General features: G+C 59.2%; 16 protein-coding genes and 1 pseudogene. 14 read left to right on the top strand and 3 right to left on the bottom strand.

What is annotated here, in order from left to right; translation table 11 throughout:
• Positions 1-611: 611 nt before the first annotated feature.
• The gene (locus ASC90_RS24940) at positions 612-1,082 is read right to left on the bottom strand and encodes a hypothetical protein (RefSeq protein WP_056547218.1); all 471 of its coding nucleotides are present in this window, start codon (positions 1,080-1,082) and stop codon (positions 612-614) included.
• 304 nt (positions 1,083-1,386) lie between these two features.
• Between ASC90_RS24940 and ASC90_RS30155 the strand changes: the two are divergent.
• Together ASC90_RS30155 and ASC90_RS30150 are read left to right on the top strand one after the other, a co-directional pair.
• Positions 1,387-2,514, top strand: a pseudogene (locus tag ASC90_RS30155) (SulP family inorganic anion transporter); the annotation flags it as partial.
• A gap of 1 nt (position 2,515) precedes the next feature.
• On the top strand, positions 2,516-3,188 hold a 673-nt coding region (locus tag ASC90_RS30150), incomplete at its 5' end, for an STAS domain-containing protein (protein ID WP_244480448.1).
• Between the two features lie 25 nt (positions 3,189-3,213).
• On the opposite strand, the gene ASC90_RS24930 is transcribed toward ASC90_RS30150, so the two are convergent.
• Entirely contained in the window at positions 3,214-4,248 is a 1,035-nt protein-coding gene (locus ASC90_RS24930; protein WP_056546549.1) for a hypothetical protein, read from the bottom strand.
• 449 nt (positions 4,249-4,697) lie between these two features.
• On the opposite strand from ASC90_RS24930, the gene ASC90_RS24925 reads away from it, so the two are divergent.
• Positions 4,698-5,003, top strand: a complete 306-nt coding sequence (locus tag ASC90_RS24925) for a hypothetical protein (protein WP_244480452.1) — start codon at positions 4,698-4,700, stop codon at positions 5,001-5,003.
• A gap of 353 nt (positions 5,004-5,356) precedes the next feature.
• On the opposite strand, the gene ASC90_RS24920 is transcribed toward ASC90_RS24925, so the two are convergent.
• On the bottom strand, positions 5,357-6,307 hold the full coding sequence (locus tag ASC90_RS24920) for a LysR family transcriptional regulator (protein WP_056546543.1): 951 nt from the start codon (positions 6,305-6,307) through the stop codon (positions 5,357-5,359).
• 98 nt (positions 6,308-6,405) lie between these two features.
• Between ASC90_RS24920 and ASC90_RS24915 the strand changes: the two genes are divergently transcribed.
• The 11 genes from ASC90_RS24915 (at position 6,406) to ASC90_RS24865 (ending at position 19,201) form a co-directional block, all read left to right on the top strand.
• Positions 6,406-7,281 (top strand): dioxygenase, encoded by an 876-nt coding sequence (locus ASC90_RS24915; protein WP_056546540.1) that lies wholly within the window; start codon positions 6,406-6,408, stop codon positions 7,279-7,281.
• Entirely contained in the window at positions 7,278-8,336 is a 1,059-nt protein-coding gene (locus tag ASC90_RS24910; protein ID WP_056546537.1) for a maleylacetate reductase, read from the top strand. Before ASC90_RS24915 ends, ASC90_RS24910 begins: the two co-directional genes overlap by 4 nt.
• Before the next feature lie 62 nt (positions 8,337-8,398).
• Positions 8,399-9,679 (top strand): ABC transporter substrate-binding protein, encoded by a 1,281-nt coding sequence (locus ASC90_RS24905; RefSeq protein ID WP_056546533.1) that lies wholly within the window; start codon positions 8,399-8,401, stop codon positions 9,677-9,679.
• A gap of 221 nt (positions 9,680-9,900) precedes the next feature.
• Complete coding sequence (locus ASC90_RS24900; RefSeq protein ID WP_056546530.1) at positions 9,901-10,950, top strand: LacI family DNA-binding transcriptional regulator; 1,050 nt, start codon at positions 9,901-9,903, stop codon at positions 10,948-10,950.
• Complete coding sequence (locus tag ASC90_RS24895; RefSeq protein ID WP_056546527.1) at positions 10,947-11,951, top strand: Gfo/Idh/MocA family oxidoreductase; 1,005 nt, start codon at positions 10,947-10,949, stop codon at positions 11,949-11,951. Before ASC90_RS24900 ends, ASC90_RS24895 begins: the two co-directional genes overlap by 4 nt.
• Before the next feature lie 8 nt (positions 11,952-11,959).
• Positions 11,960-13,573, top strand: a complete 1,614-nt coding sequence (locus ASC90_RS24890; RefSeq protein WP_056546522.1) for an acyl CoA:acetate/3-ketoacid CoA transferase — start codon at positions 11,960-11,962, stop codon at positions 13,571-13,573.
• A complete protein-coding gene (locus ASC90_RS24885; RefSeq protein ID WP_056546519.1) occupies positions 13,566-14,345 on the top strand; it encodes an enoyl-CoA hydratase/isomerase family protein in 780 nt (259 codons plus the stop codon). The genes ASC90_RS24890 and ASC90_RS24885 overlap by 8 nt, the downstream gene beginning before the upstream one ends.
• Positions 14,345-15,859 carry an aldehyde dehydrogenase family protein gene (locus ASC90_RS24880; RefSeq protein WP_056546516.1) on the top strand — a complete coding sequence of 505 codons (1,515 nt, stop codon included), beginning with the start codon at positions 14,345-14,347 and terminating at the stop codon, positions 15,857-15,859. Before ASC90_RS24885 ends, ASC90_RS24880 begins: the two co-directional genes overlap by 1 nt.
• Before the next feature lie 100 nt (positions 15,860-15,959).
• The gene (locus ASC90_RS24875; protein WP_056546513.1) at positions 15,960-17,222 is read left to right on the top strand and encodes an ABC transporter substrate-binding protein; all 1,263 of its coding nucleotides are present in this window, start codon (positions 15,960-15,962) and stop codon (positions 17,220-17,222) included.
• Between the two features lie 84 nt (positions 17,223-17,306).
• A complete protein-coding gene (locus tag ASC90_RS24870) occupies positions 17,307-18,260 on the top strand; it encodes a sugar ABC transporter permease (RefSeq protein WP_056547215.1) in 954 nt (317 codons plus the stop codon).
• Positions 18,257-19,201 (top strand): carbohydrate ABC transporter permease, encoded by a 945-nt coding sequence (locus ASC90_RS24865; RefSeq protein WP_056546508.1) that lies wholly within the window; start codon positions 18,257-18,259, stop codon positions 19,199-19,201. Before ASC90_RS24870 ends, ASC90_RS24865 begins: the two co-directional genes overlap by 4 nt.
• Position 19,202: the final 1 nt, after the last annotated feature.

Raw genomic sequence — 19,202 nt, 5'->3', positions numbered from 1 at the left:
CCTAACCAACCCCAAGTGAAATACCATGTCTTCGTCTCTTGCCGGTGAACGTTATTGCAGGTGTGCGATGGGGTCCAATTCAAACAAATCACCGCCTTCGCCAGTTCTCGCTGCTGCGCTCGAACTTTTTCCAGCACAGTCTCGACAGATTGAGAATCTCTTTGAATTCGACGAAAGTTTCCGGGGGCTATGTGAGGACCTGGCGGACGCGGCGAATACCTTGAGGCAAATCGCTCGACTTCCTGATGACGTCCGTGACGCACGGCGATTGGAATACCAGGAACTGGTCTCAAGCCTGAGCAGTGAGATCGAAGAGGCCCTTTCCAGGGCCAAAATCATCCACCTACGGCACAAGAGGGTCTCGCCCAAACCGTAGTCGAACGCTATGTCGCCCTCGCGTATCGAAGGTCCAATTTCATCCTGATTGACATTCGATCGCGGTCGATAAGCGGGTTTTGCCACGTCGGCTGGCGCAACACAGCGCATGCGTGGATGTAGCACCGGCGCGCCAGTCCTCATTGAGTACGAGGAACTTCCGCTCGATCTCAATCGTCTTCATTGCCAAGTCCCAGATGACCGCGCCCGTCGGACGCGACTTCTCCTATTTCGGATTACTCCACCGGCGGTTCCCAGCCGAGGAAGAAGCCGATATCGCCGGGGATACCTTCCGGAAAATTTATCACCATGGCCTTCAGCGAGTAGCCTTGCGGCCGCGCTACGGTTTCAAACAGATCGTAAACTTCCCGGGCTCTGCCCTGCAATGTGTTTTGCCAGCCCTGGACACCGTTGTTGATTGCCCGGCCGCTGTCAGTGCAAAAGCTTGACGGAAAGCTGTAGACCATTGCCTCGTATTTTCCGTCAGCGGCCGCCTTCATGACCAGCCGCTTTATGACGGCGCGTTCGTTGTCACCGATATGCTTCCTGAAGAAGTCTTCGACGAACTCCGCGTGCTTCGCGGCCTGGCGGGTGTTGATTTTCTCCGCGCGCTCCAACTCCACAAGTTGAAGCTCCAAGGCACGTTTGCGCAGTTCTTCCGCGCTTTCAATCGATGCGCGCGGACCGCCGGCTGTAGGCTCTACCATCACTATGCCCTCCATATCGCTATCCCCAGGATAGTCCGGTCGGACATCGGAGGGCAGTAAGATACGGGTTGCCGACGGTATAATACGGTATTTTACTTCGCAAGTACTGGTTGTTGAGTGACCTTGCCTTTGACTCCGTGACCATGCCACGACGCAAGACAAACGGCTCCGGAAGGCGGCTTTCGTACCGCATTCTTCAACGCGTAAGTGGTCCGCCACTTGTTTTCCGTTCGAAAACCGCGGGGGCGTTCTGGCCATCTTCGAACTTTCGACGCGCTGGTTGAAACGGATGAAGGGGAAAATCATGTTTGGGTCGCCGGCTGGTGACAAGTCGTCCACGTTGTCAGGTGAAGCATGGCGACCGGATCTCGTTGCGGGGCTGACGGCGGCGGCGGTCGTCTTACCGAAGGCCATGGCCTACGCGACCGTTGCCGGACTGCCGGTGAGCGTCGGATTCTATACCGCGTTTGTCCCAATGATCGTCTATGCATTGTTGGGGACGTCGCGTGTCCTCAGCGTCAGTTCGACCACGACCCTCGCGATCCTGACCGCTGCAGAACTAGCGCTTGTCGTGCCCGACGGCGATGCTGGCAGGCTCGTCACGGCGACGGCCACGCTCACCGCGCTGACGGGCCTGTTGCTGATCGCCGCGGCAGCCCTGCGGCTGGGGTTTGTCGCAAATTTCATCTCGTCGCCCGTGTTGACCGGCTTCAAGGCTGGCATCGGACTGGTGATCGTCCTGGATCAGATACCGAAGCTATTCGGCCTTCACATTGCCAAGGAGGGTTTCTTCCGGGACGTGCTGAACCTTCTGCAGCATCTTCCCGAGACCTCGGTAGTCACGGCCCTGGTCGGGGCAGTCGCTCTTGTGCTCCTACTCATCATGGAGCGGGTGCGGCCACACTCGCCTGCGCCGCTTGCCGTGGTCGGAGCGGCTATTGCCGTCTCCTGGCTATTCGGCTTGAGCACGCATGGCGTGGCGATCGTCGGGTACATCCCCCAGGCGCTGCCCTCACTGACGCTGCCAAGCGTCGACCTGGTCACACAATTGCTTCCGGGGGCGATCGGCATTGCCCTGATGAGCTTTACCGAGACAATTGCCGCGGGCCGCGCCTTTGCTGCCCCGTCCGAACCACCGATCCGGGCAAACCGTGAGCTGGTGGCCACCGGCGTCGCGAACCTGTCCGGTGCCTTTTTCGGGGCGATGCCCGCGGGCGGCGGTACATCGCAGACCGCAGTGGTCCGTGCCGTCGGGGGCCGAACACAAAAGGCATCGCTGGTCACGGCGGCCGTCTCCGTCGCGACGATGCTGGTTCTTGCGCCGCTGCTCGGCCTTCTGCCTCAAGCAGCGCTTGCGGCAATTGTGATCGTCTACTCCGTCGGTTTGATCAAACCCGCAGAGTTCGCATCGATCCGCAAGGTTCGCAGGATGNGCCTCAAGCAGCGCTTGCGGCAATTGTGATCGTCTACTCCGTCGGTTTGATCAAACCCGCAGAGTTCGCATCGATCCGCAAGGTTCGCAGGATGGAATTCCGGTGGGCGCTCGCAGCCTTCCTGGGCGTCCTTGTCTTCGGCACACTTCAAGGCATTGTCGTTGCCATTGTGCTGTCCCTGGTCGGTTTGTCCAGCCAGGCAGCGAACCCGCGTATCCACGTGGTCGGTCGCAAGCGCGGTGAGGATATCTTGCGCCCGCTATCGGCGGAGCATCCGGACGACGAAACCTTCGATGGGTTGCTGATCGTGCGGCCGGAAGGCCGGCTCTTCTTCGTCAATGTACAGCAGGTTGCCGACCGCGTCCGCGAATTGGTCGTTGAGGCAAGACCCGGCGTTCTCATGCTGGATCTGAGCAGGGTCTTCGACATTGAGTACTCCGCGCTGCAGATGTTGATGGAAAGCGAGAAAAGCCTTGAGGAGCAGGGTGTGACGCTCTGGCTCGCCGGTCTCAACCCCGACGTTCTCGAATATGTCCGGGCATCCGGTTTTGCCGAGCGGCTCGGGGAGGGCCGGATGTTTTCCACTGTTCGTGCCGGCATTGACCGATATGAGGCAACCACCGCATCTCAATCTTCCGGCAAGGGGTCGGAGCCAAGCTGTGAAGGCATTTAGTGACGGGATGGTTACGCAATACAAGTCACACGTAGCCGGAGCACTTGCGGTTGGCTGGTTGATTGGCAAGGCCACCGGCATCCAATAGAAACATCGTGCCGTGTGGCTGGGCGAGGGTGCTTGCTATACGCTCTGCTATGTCTTCCTGGATTTGAAACACCCCTTGCGATCGCACGTCGCCGTCGTAGTTGTTCGCCCAGAGGACTGCTCCGTCGGCCCTGCGGACGAGACGAATGAGTGACCGGAACGTGTTCCCCTCGAGCCGAGCGCTTCCTTGCAATGCGTAGCGTGGTTCGACACTTAGGTCTTGGCGTTTCGTGGTCGGCAAATTCGCGATAACGACAATACCCTTGAATTTGGCAAGCTGCCCAATAACCTCATCCCTCAGACCATCCGCAATGTCCGGCGCCCCCTCTGAGGTCACGATATTGTCGAATTGCTCGACGAAAATCTGCGGCGGAATTGCGTTCGTCGTCTCAGCAGGAAGGGACGCTTCCGGAAGCCGCGAGGGATTGAGGGGGATATAGCCGAATGCTGCCAAGACAAGCAATGCAGCGCCCGCCGGCAACGCATATCCAGCCCAGGCCCGGGAATGGTTGCCAAGGTCATCTGGTGACGGGTAGTGATCCGTCGGTTCAATCCCGATTGCCGATATCGGGGCGGATGCAGGTTGCGTGCCTGTGGTCTTATAACCGTCTGCGTAATCGAATGATGGTACGTAGCCACCTTTTGGTATGGTAACGACCACTCGGTCGGCGTTTCCGCCGACCAGATAGTATCGCTCCAAGGCCCTGCGCATTCGTCCCGCCTCGATGCGGACGACCGGGTCGTTCTGCGCATCAAATGAGACGTTTCGGCCGAAAACGACGTTTGCAATCGTGAACGCTTTGAGAAACTCCGAATGTCCTGCCAGCGTCTCATTCACGATAAACTGCAAGAAAGCCCTGCCGCGCTGCGGGGAGTGAAACTCCGGGCTTGCAAATATGCGATCCAGCTGTTGACGAACTTCCGTCTCGGTTGGTTGACCGGGGCAGGTGGATGTCAGGTCTGCAACTCCCATGACGCCCTCGACACAGAGTAAAAACATTCCTGTTTTAGTATACGTCGATTTACCGGTATGGCAATCATGCGCTGCAACAACCGCAACCCTGAGAGGTGCGTTTCTTCAAGCAAGCTTGGGGGCACGAAAAAACCCTGTGGCGTGAATTTCCAGTGGGCTCACTGCAGGCTGCGCTAATTGGCACATAGGCGCCTCAGTCCAATCAATGGTGGCGGCGTCGATGCATTGAGATTTGCAACGAGGAGGAAGCGAGGGATTATAGAGCCCCTCGAAGCGCGCCAACCTCGCTGTCGGTCTGCCAATTGCCAAACTATCGTGTCGAGGTAAAATCGGCGATTGCCACCAGATTGAGACGTGCGATTCATCAACAAGCGGAGGAGTTTTGAAACATGTCCCATATGTCGATTTGGGAAAGGCTGTGCATCACCCCGACCAGAATGAGCACGGCAATGTTAATCGGTGCCAGCGTCGCGCTTCAGCTTTCTGCTGTCGCCTCTCCACGAGCTGCCGAGGATAAGTTTGCCGACTTCCCATTTGTAATCAGTTGCGAATACAAGGGTATGTTCCACGCGTTTTACCTTTCGAGAATAACCCCTGATGGATTGGCGACCTACGTCGCGTCGGAACGCCTTGCGGGCACGATTTCCCTTGATGGGCATGCCAAAGCGGTTGGCGGGTCAAACGGAGGGAACTGTTTGGGCAAGACACTCGATCAGTTGCGTGCATCGGGCCAGGCTCACTTTCTACAGCCGTAATGGCTTTGTGGAAGGAACCGGGGTCGTCCGCAATCGTGGTATCGGCCACGGGGATACGCCGGGCAAAGGTTTTCGTCCGACCCTGGCAAGGGACCGTGCACGTTTCAGCGTGGTCCGACCCGGCTACCAAGTTCAGAGATTTCGCGAGCCGTGGCTGCTGATCGACCACGGGATGTGCATGTTTCTTTGCGTCAGCTGAGACCCATGACGAACGTTGTGGCCGCAGCGACGCCAGCCCTCTCGGTCGGCTCCGGGAACGGGGCTCGATCCACAAGAGTGGCCCTTGCTGCCATCCATCGCTCTATGATGTTATCTGGATTCAAGACGCGAAGAAGTTTACCGCGGTCGCCTTACTAGCCTCCCCATATGACCGCGTCCTCATGACGCTTGATAAGATGGCGCAGGGTTTGGAAGCCGGATCTTATATGGCTCGCGAACTGTTCGACGGCAGGCGCCCTGGGGGCTTCCGTTCGCCTCAGTATTGCCAGGGCGCGCTCGGGATGTGGGATGTTTATGGGCAATGCGGTGATTGATCTTTCCTTCCGCTGCGCGAAGACGACGCTGTGTGGCATCACGGTGAGCGCTTCGGAGGCCTTCAGGTAGTTGATGACGCCCATCAGGGAGCCACCGGAATAGCGAACCTTTATCTCCGTACCGCCGAAAGACAGGAGAAGCGCGCGAAGATCCGCCAGGAGTGGGCTGCCAGGTGGAGGAGCAACCCAGGGATAGCTCAGGATCTGGCTTGGTTGGGGCTTCCTTTTGAGCAGCAGCGGGTGGGTGGCGCCGCAAGCGATCACATTGCGCCCTGGCAGGATCGGTTGGAATTCCAGGCCAGAACCCTCTTCCAGGATGTCGATGGGACAAATGGCGATATCGATCTGGTCAGCCTTCAGTCGCGCTCGAAGTTCGGGGAAATACCCGTAACTCTGGTCGATGCGCAAATCCGGATGGGTAATCTGAAACTCGGCGCACATTCCGGCGATAAGTGAGTCCATGAAAAAGGGCGTTCCGCCCACTCTCACCACACCGCTGTTGCCGATGCGGAAGCCTTCGATAAGATCAGACGCTTTTCGCGATGCAGCCAGCATCACAAAGCCATGTTCGGCGAGTGCAATCCCAAAGGCCGTCGGCTGCAGAGGACGCCGTCCCTTGATGAACAGCGGCTCCCCGACACGCTTCTCCAGCATCGAAAGCGTCCGAGATACAGCAGACTGGGCTAAGCCCAGAAACGCTGCACCCTCTGTCACCCCTCCGGTCTTAACGACCGCGGCAAGCTGGATAAGATGTCGCTCATCGATCTTCATAACGATCGGTTATATTGAACCTGTCAGAAATCATCAACTGCGGTGCGCCGTGGTGCTAGTTTTTGCTTCGAGGTTGCCAAGCAACTGGGAGGACGAAAATGGCGGGACATGTTCCGGCGAGGAGTTTCAGCGAGGCAAATTCCGCGGAAGCATTCGCCGAGCGACTGACGCTGGACAGTGACGCCAAAGCGGCGAAGATCATTGCCGCCACGGTGAGCCACATTCACGACCTCATCAAGAAGTTTCGCCCGACTCAAGATGAGTGGCGCGAGGTCATCGCGTTCCTCACCGACGTCGGACACGCATCCGACGAACGGCGCCAGGAGTGGGTACTACTTTCCGATCTCACGGGGTCTTCGGCACTCGTCGAGGAGATCAACTCTCGCAGACCGACTGGCGCGACACCCAACACCATTCGTGGGCCGTTCTTTCGAGACGACGCTCCTGAGCGTGTTTCCGGCTCATCAATATCCCTTGATGGCCTTGGAGAACCGCTGATGGTTTCCGTAAAGGTTCAAGACCTCGATGGGCTCCCCATAGAGGGAGCGAAACTCATAACCTGGCAGGCGAACGCCCAAGGCTTGTACGAGAACCAGCAGCCCGACCTGCAGCCCGAACACAATCTCCGTGGTTCATTCCGGACGGATGCCAATGGCTGCGTGACCTATAGATCCGTCGTACCTTCAGGCTATGGCGTTCCCTGTGACGGCCCCGTCGGACGGCTTCTTGCGAATGCAGGCCTTCCTCTCCGTCGACCCGCCAACCTGCATTTTGTCGTGCGAGCACCGGGTTTCGAGACAATCACAACTCACATTTATGACGCCATAGACCCGAACCTCGGCGAGGACGCGGTTTTTAGCGTACGGCCTGAGCTCGTCTATTGCTTCGAGCGGGCAGTCGTCGATGGTCGTGCCGGGAAGAGCGTCGCGCTAACCTTCATCATGGTTCGCGCCAAGCAACGGAGATCCGTATGACCCGAGAATTCTTATATTCAGGCAGTCCTGCGCGCATTGTTTTCCACGATGGCGCAAAGAACAGCGTTGCTGACTGGATTGCAAAATCGGGTGCAAGACGCGCCCTCGTGCTCTCCACGCCCCATCAGAAAGCTGATGCCGAAGCATTGGCGCGCCAGATCGGAGGGGCTGCCTGCGGAGTGTTCTCTGGTGCAGCCATGCACACACCTGTTGAGGTTACTCTGGCAGCAATGAGGGTGGTAGAAGAAACTCGGGCCGATTGCGTTGTGTCATATGGCGGCGGTTCCACGACGGGTCTCGGCAAGGCGATCGCCTATAGGACTGATTTGCCGCAGATCGTTGTTCCGACCACATATGCCGGCTCTGAGGCAACCCCAATTCTCGGGCAGACCGAGGGCGGGCGAAAGACGACGGTGAAGGCTGCGAAGATCCTCCCCGAAATCGTGATCTATGACCCTCTTCTGACGCATGGATTGCCTGTGGCGATGAGCGTGACGAGCGGCCTCAATGCGATGGCTCACGCCGTCGAGGGTCTTTACGCGCAGGATCGGAACCCGATCTCCACTCTGATGGCCATTGAAGGATTGCGTGCGTTCGCTCGGAGTCTGCCGAAGATCGTTGAGAACCCTGCAAGCGGAGAAGCGCGAAGCGATGCTCTTTATGGCGCATGGTTGTGCGGGACGGTGCTCGGTACGGTTGGGATGGCGCTTCATCACAAGGTCTGCCACACGCTTGGCGGATCGTTCGACACGCCGCACGCGGAAACTCACGCGATCATGCTGCCGCACACGGCAGGTTTCAACGCCGTAGCGGCATCGCAGGCGCTTGCTCCTGTTGCGGAGATATTCGGCGGATCGGTCGCTGGGGGGCTTTGGGATTTCGCTAAGGCGATCGGGGCGCCTCTGTCGCTTCGCGATTTCGGGCTGACCGAAGCTGACCTCGACAAAGCGGCGGAGATTGCTGTGGAGAACCCCTACTGGAATCCACAGCCGATCGACCGAAAATCAATCAGGCAGCTTCTGCAAAATGCCTGGGAGGGCAACCGCCCCATCTGAATAATTTTTTTACGCACTGCTTGGTGCGCTCTTTGGGAGGAGAGACGACAATGGGAGGAAACATGTTCACGAGACGCGATTTTCTGAAAACGTCGGCAGCGGGCGGTGCCATGATCGCTACGCCGGGTTTGGCCGCGCCTGCGATCGCCCAGGACAAGGCGGTGAAGCTTGGCTATGTCAGCCCGCAGACCGGGCCCCTTGCTGCATTCGGCGAGGCGGACAAGTTCGTCATCGACACATTCCTGGAAACGACCAAGAAGCTCGGGCTGAACTACGAGGTTGTCGTCAAGGACAGCCAGTCTAATCCGAACCGAGCCGCGGAAGTTGCCAAGGAGTTGATCGTTACGGACGAGATCAATCTGATGCTCGTCTCGTCCACTCCGGAGACGACCAACCCGGTCTCGACCACTTGCGAAAGCGAGCAGGTGCCATGCATCTCGACGGTCGCACCTTGGCAACCCTGGTTCATCGGCCAGCAAGGAAATCCCGGTGATCCGGCATCGTGGAAGCCGTTCGACTACTCCTACCACTTCTTCTGGGGACTTGAGGATATCATCGCTGTTTTCACGGGTATGTGGGGACAGATCGAAACGAACAAGAAGGTAGGCGGCCTGTTCCCCAATGACGGCGATGGCAACGCATGGGGCGACAAGGTTGTCGGCTTCCCGCCTGTTCTCGAGAAGCTTGGCTTCGGTCTGACCGATACGGGCCGCTACCAGAACTTGACGGACGATTTCTCGGCCCAGATCAACGCCTTCAAACAGGCCAAGGTGGACATCCTGACGGGCGTTATGATCCCGCCGGACCTGACCACCTTCTGGAACCAGGCAAAGCAGCAGGGCCTGAAGCCGAAGATCGCTTCGATCGGCAAGGCGCTGCTTTTCCCACAGACGGTCGAGGCTCTGGGCGATGCGGGTCACAACCTGTCGACGGAGGTCTGGTGGACGCCGAGCCACCCCTTCAAGTCGTCGCTGAGTGGCGATACGGCCGCGACTGTTGCAGATGCCTTCACAAAGGCCACGGGTCGCCCGTGGACCCAGCCTATCGGCTTCGCCCATGCACTGTTCGAACTGGCGGTCGATGTGATGAAGCGGGCCGGAGATATCGGCGATGGCGATGCCGTTGCCAAGGCAATCGGTGAAACGAAGCTCGATACCATCGTCGGACCGGTTGCCTGGGGCAGCGACAAGCTTCCGCCCTTTGCGCAGAAGAACGTCGCCAAGACACCGCTCGTCGGTGGCCAGTGGCGTCTCAAGTCTGGTGGCGGCTACGAACTGGTCGTCGTGGAAAACAGCCTCGCTCCCAATGTGCCGCTTGGCGGCAAGCTCGAAGCGCTCGCCTGAAAAGCTTTTTCATGCCCTGTCAACGAATAATTAGACCGTTCCAATTTTTTCTAGCGGTTCTTCGCGCGATAACCCTTTATTTGCGGCAGAAAAATCGATTTAAATCGACGATTCGCGCTGCGTTTTGCTTCATAAGTGAGGTCAAATCAATAAATCTTGCTTGCATAATTGGAACGTTCCAACTAATCACTGCACGTGGCCGCTGGCCGTGGGAGGATTTCATGACTAAGGGACGGGTTACCGTCATCGATATCGCGAAGGCTGCGGGCGTGTCGAAATCGACGGTCTCGCTGGTGCTCCAGGGTTCGTCGCTGGTGAACGACGGAACGCGCGCCAAAGTCACCGCGGTGATGCGCGAGCTCGGCTACGTGTATAACCGTGGCGCCGCCAATCTCCGGCAGGCCGGTTCCAAGTCCAAGATTATCGGCGTCGTAGTCAACGACCTGACCAACGGCTTCTTTGCGGAACTCGCCGTGGGCGTTGACGTGGTCGTCCAGTCCGCTGGCTTCGTGCAGTTCCTTTCCAATACCAGCGAGAGTCTCGATCGGCAGCGGGAGGTCATCGCCTCCATGCGCGAGCACGGAATATCCGGCCTTATCATGTCGCCCGCGCGCGGCACCGACGCTGAGGATCTCAAGCCCCTCGTGTCCGCTGGAATTCCGGTCGTCGTCGCTGTCCGCAGTGTGGCTGGCGCGAAGGTTTCATCCGTCGTGTCCGACAACCGTGAAGGAATCTTCGCCGGGGTCCGGCACCTCGCTTCGCTTGGGCACCGCCGCACAGCCTTTCTTGGCGGCTTTCGTGACACAGGTGTCTTCGATGACCGTCTGGAAGGCTATCGCGCCGCCGTCGCCAGCTGCGGGCTGGAGTTCGACGAAGATCTCGTCGTAGACGCGCCGCCGTCGAGGGCAGGCGGCGCCGATGCCGTCAGCCGCGCGCTTTCCATCGCCGAAAAACCGACTGCTGCCGTGTGCTTCAATGATGCCGTGGCCTTCGGCGTCTGCGATGGCCTGCGGGCACGACAGCTTGAGCCGGGCCGTGATTTCGCGGTGGTGGGGTTCGACGATGTCATCGAGGCGAAGACGGCAGTGCCTGCTCTGACCACGATCTCGGTCGATCCGCAGGGCATGGGCCGCCGTGCTGCGCAGCTCCTGCTCAAGCAGATCAACGCCGGGAAGGCGGAAGCTGAATCCATTATTTCGTCAGTGCGACTGGTGGTCCGCGAAAGCTGCGGAGCGCCGTTCCACGACAGTCTCGGGAGGAGACAGGCATGACTGCAAAATGGGGTCTTATCGGTGCGAGCACGATCGCCCGCGAGTGGGTGATTGGCGCGATTCGTGCGACAGGCGGTGAGATCGTCTCCGTCATGAGCGCGAGTGCCGAGCGCGGCGCTGCCTACGCGAAGGAGAATGGCATTCCGAGATCGACGACCGATCTTTCGGAATTGCTCACCGACGCTACGATCGACGCCGTCTACATTTCGACAACCAACGAACTACACCGCGACCAGGCGATAGCCGCAGCGCGCGCAGGTAAGCACGTGCTTTGCGAGAAGCCGCTTGCGATGTCGCTCGAGGACGCACACAAGATGGCGCAGGTTGCCAAGGACGCTGGGGTAGTCCTCGCAACCAATCATCATCTCAGAAACGCGCCTACCCATAAGGCAATGCGCGACGCGATCGCTGCCGGGAAGATCGGTAGGCCACTTGCGGCCCGTGTCTTCCATGCAGTCTACCTGCCTCCTCACCTCCAGGGATGGCGCCTTGACCGTGCCGACGCAGGCGGCGGTGTGATCCTCGACATCACCGTCCACGACACCGACACCCTGCGCTTTGTGCTTGGAAGCGATCCGGTCGAAGTCACCGCCTTCTCGCAGGAGGGCGGCATGGGCAAGTCGGGCATCGAAGATGGCGTTATGGGCGTCATGCGTTTCGAGAACGGCGCGATCGCGCAGTTCCATGATGCGTTCACGGCGAAGTTCGCCGAGACGGGCTTCGAGGTTCTCGGAACCGAAGGCTCGCTGATCGCCCGCAACGTGATGACGCAGCGCCCCGTCGGAACGGTGGTCCTCCGGAACGCCGACGGCGAGCACGCGCTGCAGACGTTGGACAGGAACCTCTACGAAACCGCACTCGAGGCCTTCCATCAGGCGGTGGCTGGCAAAGGCCAGCCCGCTGCGACGGCGCAAGATGGAATCTGGTCGCTGGCGACGGGGCTCGCGATTGTAGAATCCGCAAGAAGTGGCACGGCCGTTGCCGTCAAACCAGGACTTTGAGTAGTAAGATGAGCAAGCACATCACACCGGCTGAAGCCGCAGCACTCATACCGGACGGAGCCATCGTCTCCGTGTCGTCGTCGAGCGGCCTCGGGTGCCCCGATCTGATGCTGAAGGCGATCGGCGAGCGGTTCGAAGCCACCGGTCATCCGCGCGGGATCACGACGCTTCACCCAATTGCAGCCGGCGATATGAGCGGCATCAAGGGCGTTGACTACATCGCCAAGAAAGGCCTGCTGAAGAAGATCATCGGCGGTTCCTATCCGTCCGGCCCGTCCAGCGCGGAGCCGCCGCTTATTTGGCAAATGATCACGAACAACGAAATTCCGGCGTACAACATTCCGTCGGGGATCATGTTCGACATTCATCGGGAGGCTGCCGCCAAGCGTCCTGGCGTCCTAACCAAGATCGGTATCGAGACGTTTGTAGACCCGAAGCGCCAGGGCTGCGCGATGAACGGACTCGCCTCTGAAGAACCCGTGGTGAAGCGCGTGTTGTTCGAGGGCGACGACTATCTCTTTTTCCCTTCCATCGTCCCGCAAGTGACGATCATTCGTGCGACAACCGCGGATGAGCGTGGCAACCTGACATACGAACACGAAGGCGCCTATCTCGGAGGCCTTGATCAGGCACTGGCAGCCCGCAACAACGGCGGTATCGTCATCGCCCAGGTGAAGCGTATCACCATAGAAGGCTCGCTCAAGCCCCACGACGTGCGTGTTCCCGGCATGCTGGTCGACTACGTTATTGTCGACCCCGAGCAAAAGCAGACAACGCTGACGCTTTATGATTCCGCGATTTCCGGTGAGATCTTCCGTCCACTCGACACGTTCCGCGTACCTGAGTTCAACATCCAGAAAGTCATCGCCCGCCGCGTCGCGCAGGAGCTCGAAGCAGGAAGCTGTGTGAACCTCGGTTTTGGCATATCGGCGAATGTTCCCCGTATCCTTCTGGAAGAGGGGCTGCATGGGTCCGTCACCTGGGTCATCGAGCAGGGCGCCGTCGGTGGTGTGCCACTTCTCGACTTCGCTTTTGGCTGCGCATCCAACGCCGACGCCTACATGCCGTCTCCCTACCAGTTCACCTATTTCCAGGGAGCCGGATTCGACGCCTCGCTGCTCTCCTTCCTGGAGATCGGGAAGGACGGCTCTGTCAACGTCTCCAAACTCTCTTTCCGCCCTCATGTCACGGCGGGAGCAGGCGGCTTCGTCGACATCACCGCCCGCGCCAAGAAGATCGTCTTCTCTGGTATGTTCAACGCGGGGGCGAAGCTGGCCATCGCCGACGGAAAGCTCGTCATCGAAAAGGAAGGCAAGCTCAAGAAGCTGGTCAACGAGGTAGAGCATGTGACGTTTTCGGGGCCGCGCGCGGTCGAGCAGGGGCAGGACATCACGTACGTCACGGAGCGCTGCGTGTTGAAACTGACGCCTGACGGTATTGTGCTGACAGAAATCGCCCCCGGTGTCGATTTGCAGAGGGAAATTCTCGATCAGTCGGAATTCCCGTTGATTGTCGCCCGTGATCTGAGAATGATGGAGGCGAGACTCTTCGCTGACGACCTCATCGGTCTGTCGCTTCCGCAGAAGAAGCCTCGCGTTCTGGGGGGGACGTTCAATGGGTGAGGGCACGGTACGCGTGGACGTTGACAAAGCCGTCGCCGTCATAACGGTCTCGCGGCCAGCGCGGCTAAATGCGCTGGACATCGACATGCTCAAGGCGCTTTCGTCAGCATGCGACGAAGTCGAAGCAAACCCGGCCGTGCGTGCGGCAATTCTGACAGGCGAAGGGAAGGCATTCTCCGCAGGCGGAGATATCAAGGCGTGGGGCGGAATGCAGGCAAACGAGTTCGGACATGCCTGGGTTCGCTTCGGCCATCGTGTTTTTGAACGGCTTGCCACGCTGCGGATTCCTCTTGTTGCCGCGCTTAACGGCCATGCCCTGGGCGGCGGCCTCGAGCTCGCCGGGACGGCCGATATCCGTATCGCCGAGGAGCAGATCAAGATCGGCCTGCCGGAAACCGGCCTCGGGATGATTCCGGGGTGGTCGGGCACCCAAAGACTCGTGAAGCGGTTTGGTGCCCAGGTTGTGCGGCGCATGGTCCTAGGCGGAGAAATGTTCACCGCCGAGGAAGCTCGCGCTCTCGGGATCGTCGATGCGGTGGTTGCAACCGGCGACGCTATGGAGGCTGCCCGGGCATACGCCGACCGCATTGCCGGCCGTGGACCGGCCGCGCTCGAAATCTCGAAGCTGATGATCGCGTCCGCGAACGGCGAAGACAATGGCACGGCGGTCGAGGCGCTGGGGTCGATCCTTGTCGCCAAGACTGCGGACCTGAAGGAGGGCGTTGTTGCGTTCAGCGAGAAGCGCCCCGCCAAATTCAAGGGAGAATGGTAATGACCGTACTGGTAAACCCCAAAGCGCTTAGCGATCAGAAGCCGCGCGACTTCAAGATGCTGATCGACGGGCAATGGGTCGGCTCGGCGGAAAGCAGCGCGCTGATCGAGCGCGTTGCGCCTAGCCATGGCGTGGTCGTTAGCCGCTATCAATCCGGATCCAAGGTAGACGCGGAACGTGCTATCGCCGCCGCGCGCAGGGCGTTCGATACCGGTCCCTGGCCGCGTATGACCGCGGCGGAACGCTCGGCCGTCTTGCTGAAGGCTGCGGATCTCATCGCCGAGAGGTCAGAGGAACTGGCCTATCTTGATGCGATCGAGGCCGGAAAGCCGATTGCGCAGGTTCGCGGTGAGATCGCCGGTTCGGTTGATATCTGGCGTTATGCCGCGGCGCTTGCGCGCGATCTCCACGGAGAGAGCTACAACACGCTCGGCGATGTTACGCTTGGCGTTGTGTTGCGTGAGGCAATTGGCGTCGTCTCTATCATCACACCATGGAACTTTCCTTTCCTGATCGTCGGTCAGAAACTTCCGTTCGCGTTGGCTGCCGGCTGCACGGCAGTTGTCAAGCCTTCGGAAATGACATCCGGCTCGACGATCGTTCTTGGTGAGATCTTGCTGGAGGCCGGGGTTCCTGCCGGCGTTGTCAATATCGTGACAGGTACCGGACCGGAGGTCGGCGCGCTGCTGACGTCGCATCCCGAAGTCGACATGATCTCGTTTACCGGCTCTACGGGTGTCGGCAAGTTGACAATGACCAATGCCGCACAGACCCTGAAGAAGGTCTCGCTGGAACTCGGTGGCAAGAATCCGCAGATCGTGTTTCCGGATGCCGACCTCGATGCCTTCATCGATGCCGCCGTGTTCGGTGCCTACTTCAACGCCGGTGAGTGCTGCAACGCAGGTTCACGCCTAATCCTTCATAAGAGTATTGCCAGCGATGTGGTTGCGCGAATTGCCGAATTGGCGAAGAGCGTCAAAGTCGGCGATCCGCTCGATTCGACGACACAGGTTGGCGCGATCATTACACCCCAGCACCTCGACAAGATTGCGGGTTACGTGGCCGGGGCGAAGCGCGCAGGCGCTGAAGTCGCCCATGGCGGTGAAACGCTCGACCTCGGAATGGGGCAATTCATGGCTCCGACGATCCTTTCCCATGTAACGCCGGCGATGGCGGTGGCGCGCGAAGAGGTGTTTGGACCCGTCTTGTCCGTCTTGACGTTCGATACCACAGCCGAGGCAATCGAGATCGCAAACTCCATCGACTACGGGTTGTCCGCAGGGGTCTGGAGCAGAGATTTCGACACCTGCCTGACTATAGGTCGCAGGGTTCGCGCCGGAACCGTGTGGATGAACACTTTCATGGACGGCGCTTCTGAGCTTCCATTCGGCGGCTACAAGCAGTCCGGTCTTGGACGCGAACTCGGCCGCCACGCGGTCGAGGACTACACCGAGACGAAGACGTTGAACATGCATATCGGTAGCCGCACGGGTTGGTGGATGCCACGAGGCTAAAAGGCCAGCGCAACTGGCTTGAGGGACCACGCTCGAGGAGGGCGGGTAATTGGAACGGGAATGGGTCCCGTTCTGCGAACTTGCAACTGGGAGGAATAACATGCGCAAGTTTCTTAGGACGACTGCAATGGTCGTCGTCGCAATGGCCGCGGCGGGCGGATTGGCGCGCGCTGACGATGTAAAAGAAGTGCAGATGCTCCATTGGTGGACATCCGGCGGCGAAGCGGCGGCGCTTAACGTTCTGAAGGGCGACCTTTCCAAGGAAGGATTCGCTTGGAAGGACGTACCGGTTGCCGGCGGTGGCGGTGACGCGGCAATGACCGCGCTCAAGGCCATGGTTGCAGCCGGAACCTATCCGACGGCTTCCCAGATGCTCGGCTATACGGTGCTGGACTATGCACAGGCCGGCGTCATGGGCGACCTTACCGAGACAGCCGTGAAGGAAGGCTGGGACAAGTCCGTTCCGGCGGCTCTGCAGAAGTTCTCAGTCTACGACGGCAAGTGGGTTGCTGCACCGGTCAACGTTCACTCGGTCAATTGGCTTTGGATCAACAAGGCAGTCATGGACAAGATCGGCGGCACCGAGCCGAAGACTTTTGACGACCTGATCGCGCTTCTCGACAAGGCCAAGGCGGCGGGCGTCACCCCGCTCGCGCTCGGCGGCCAGAACTGGCAGGAAGCCACGATGTTCGACTCGATCGTTCTTTCGACGGGTGGCCCCGAGTTCTACAAGAAGGCGTTCAACGATCTCGACGAAGAGTCGCTGAAGTCGGACACGATGAAGAAGTCGTTCGACAACCTTCAGAAGATCGTCACCTACGTCGACCCGAATTTCTCGGGACGTGACTGGAACCTTGCGACCGCCATGGTCATCAAGGGTGACGCACTCGTGCAGGTCATGGGCGATTGGGCCAAGGGCGAATTCGTAGCGGCGAAGAAGACGCCGAACACGGATTTCCTTTGCTACCGCTTCCCGGGCACGGACGGCAGCGTGATCTATAACTCCGACATGTTCGGCATGTTCAACGTTCCGGACGATCGCAAGGCGGCCCAGGTCGCGCTTGCCACGGCAACGCTCTCCAAGAGCTTCCAGTCTGCGTTCAACGTCGTCAAGGGTTCGGTTCCGGCTCGTACCGACGTTCCTGACACGGACTTCGATGCTTGCGGCAAGAAGGGCATTGCTGACCTGAAGGCAGCCAACGAAGGCGGCACGTTGTTCGGCTCGCTGGCGCAGGGTTACGGCGCTCCTCCGGCTGTTGCCAATGCCTATAAGGACGTTGTGTCCAAGTTCGTGCATGGCCAGATCAAGACCTCCGATCAGGCTGTCGAAGAGCTCGTCAAGGCAATTGACGACGCCAAGTAAGCGCGGCTGACAAAGGTCTTCCCCGCCCGTTGCGGCGGGGAAGATTTCGACTACGGACGACACCCTTGGGAGGGGATGAACTTCATGAGCACCATCGCTACCACCAAACCCGTTCTCACGCCGCACCGTGGAATGCCCGTTTCAATCCGCGCGCGTTTGCAGGACGCACTGCCGAAGATCGTGCTTGCACCAAGCTTCGCCGTCACGCTGATTTTCGTTTACGGATTCATCCTCTGGACGGTCTATCTGTCCTTTACGAACTCCAAGACCTTCCCGTCATATGTGCTGACAGGGCCGCGGGCGTATCAACGGCTCTGGCGCTGGACATTCGAAAGCGATCCGCCATCCAGCTGGTACACCTCCATCACCAACATGGGCATCTTCGGATTTCTCTACATCGGGATCTGCCTAGGCCTCGGGCTCTTCCTCGCGATCATGCTTGACCAGAAAATTCGCGGCGAGGGCTTGCTGCGGCCGATTTTCCTCTATCCGATGGCGCTTTCCTTCATCGTGACCGGTGTTGCCTGGAAGTGGTTCCTCGACCCTGGTCTCGGCCTCGAGCAGACGCTACACAATTTCGGGTGGACGAGCTTCCATTTCGACTGGATCAAGAACAAGGATTTCGTGATCTACACCGTGGTAATCGCCGGGGTGTGGCAGGCCTCTGGCTTCGTCATGGCGATGTTCCTTGCCGGCCTTCGTGGCATCGACAGCGAGATCATGAAGGCGGCGCAGATCGACGGCGCAACCACGATCCAGCTCTACCGGCGCATCATCATCCCCTTGCTTCGGCCCGTCTTCCTGTCCGCCTTCATCGTGCTCGCCCACATGGCGATCAAGTCCTACGACCTTGTCGTTGCGCTGACGAGTGGAGGGCCCGGCGGTTCCGCCTGGCTGCCGTCCAACTTCATGTATGAATACACCTTCAAGAGGAACGAAATGGCAGTTGGCTCCGCCAGCGCGGTCATCATGCTGATGACGATCACGGCGATCATCGTTCCCTATCTCTACTCAGAACTTCGGGAGAAAACGCGATGAGCGCCGTTACCTCGACAGTTTCCGGTGCGCCGCAAACGTCACGCGCGAAGATCCTCAACCGCGTATCCATCTACGGTCTGCTTGTCATTTTCGCGATCATCTATCTGATGCCGCTGTTCGTCATGCTGGTCACCTCATTCAAGACCATGGACGAAATTCAGAATGGCAACATGCTGTCGCTGCCGAGCGCGCCAACCTTGGAGCCTTGGTTCAAGGCCTGGGGAGAGACCTGCGTCGGCCTGACCTGCGCCGGAATCAAGGGTTATTTCTGGAACTCGATCAAGATGGTCGTCCCTGCGGTGGCGATCTCGACCATTCTCGGTTCGCTCAACGGTTACGTGCTGACCAAATGGCGCTTTCCGGGCCACACCCTGGTCTTCGGGCTGATGCTGTTTGCCTGCTTCATCCCGTTCCAGTCCGTGCTGCTGCCGATGGCGACCATTCTCGGCAGCCTCGGGCGCTTCGGGATGACGCTTCAGAACGCCACAGGTCTTTCCTTCGGCTTCGGCAATCCCACGGTTAATCTGGTGTTCGTCCATGTGGTCTACGGCCTCGGTTTCACGACGCTCTTCTTCCGCAACTATTACGAAGCGTTCCCGACCGAACTGGTGAAGGCGGCGCAGGTTGATGGCGCTGGGTTCTTCCAGATCTTCTGGCGCATCATGCTGCCGAATTCGCTGCCGATCATCGTGGTCACGGTCATCTACCAGTTCACCAATATCTGGAACGACTTCCTGTTTGCCTCGGCTTACGCCGGAACCGGCGATTCCATGCCGATGACGGTGGCGCTCAACAACGTCGTCAACACGTCCACCGGCGTGGTGGAATACAACGTCAACATGGCAGCCGCGATGATCGCCGCCATGCCGACACTCCTCGTTTACATTCTCGCCGGCCGCTACTTCGTGCGCGGTCTCATGGCGGGCGCCGTCAAAGGATGAT

Origin of the sequence: Rhizobium sp. Root1220 (genome assembly GCF_001426265.1) — a bacterium.
Lineage (GTDB): Bacteria > Pseudomonadota > Alphaproteobacteria > Rhizobiales > Rhizobiaceae > Rhizobium.
The sequence above is the reverse complement of the archived record's forward strand: the minus strand, read 5'-3'. Positions and strand labels throughout refer to the sequence as shown.

Excerpts from the sequence above, each read along its gene's own strand:
- ASC90_RS24940 (WP_056547218.1), bottom strand. The coding sequence starts at position 1,082 with ATGGTAGAGCCTACAGCCGGCGGTCCGCGCGCATCGATTGAAAGCGCG.
- ASC90_RS24930 (WP_056546549.1), bottom strand. The coding sequence starts at position 4,248 with ATGGGAGTTGCAGACCTGACATCCACCTGCCCCGGTCAACCAACCGAG.
- ASC90_RS24925 (WP_244480452.1), top strand. The coding sequence starts at position 4,698 with ATGTTAATCGGTGCCAGCGTCGCGCTTCAGCTTTCTGCTGTCGCCTCT.
- ASC90_RS24920 (WP_056546543.1), bottom strand. The coding sequence starts at position 6,307 with ATGAAGATCGATGAGCGACATCTTATCCAGCTTGCCGCGGTCGTTAAG.
- ASC90_RS24915 (WP_056546540.1), top strand. The coding sequence starts at position 6,406 with ATGGCGGGACATGTTCCGGCGAGGAGTTTCAGCGAGGCAAATTCCGCG.
- ASC90_RS24910 (WP_056546537.1), top strand. The coding sequence starts at position 7,278 with ATGACCCGAGAATTCTTATATTCAGGCAGTCCTGCGCGCATTGTTTTC.
- ASC90_RS24905 (WP_056546533.1), top strand. The coding sequence starts at position 8,399 with ATGTTCACGAGACGCGATTTTCTGAAAACGTCGGCAGCGGGCGGTGCC.
- ASC90_RS24900 (WP_056546530.1), top strand. The coding sequence starts at position 9,901 with ATGACTAAGGGACGGGTTACCGTCATCGATATCGCGAAGGCTGCGGGC.
- ASC90_RS24895 (WP_056546527.1), top strand. The coding sequence starts at position 10,947 with ATGACTGCAAAATGGGGTCTTATCGGTGCGAGCACGATCGCCCGCGAG.
- ASC90_RS24890 (WP_056546522.1), top strand. The coding sequence starts at position 11,960 with ATGAGCAAGCACATCACACCGGCTGAAGCCGCAGCACTCATACCGGAC.
- ASC90_RS24885 (WP_056546519.1), top strand. The coding sequence starts at position 13,566 with ATGGGTGAGGGCACGGTACGCGTGGACGTTGACAAAGCCGTCGCCGTC.
- ASC90_RS24880 (WP_056546516.1), top strand. The coding sequence starts at position 14,345 with ATGACCGTACTGGTAAACCCCAAAGCGCTTAGCGATCAGAAGCCGCGC.
- ASC90_RS24875 (WP_056546513.1), top strand. The coding sequence starts at position 15,960 with ATGCGCAAGTTTCTTAGGACGACTGCAATGGTCGTCGTCGCAATGGCC.
- ASC90_RS24870 (WP_056547215.1), top strand. The coding sequence starts at position 17,307 with ATGAGCACCATCGCTACCACCAAACCCGTTCTCACGCCGCACCGTGGA.
- ASC90_RS24865 (WP_056546508.1), top strand. The coding sequence starts at position 18,257 with ATGAGCGCCGTTACCTCGACAGTTTCCGGTGCGCCGCAAACGTCACGC.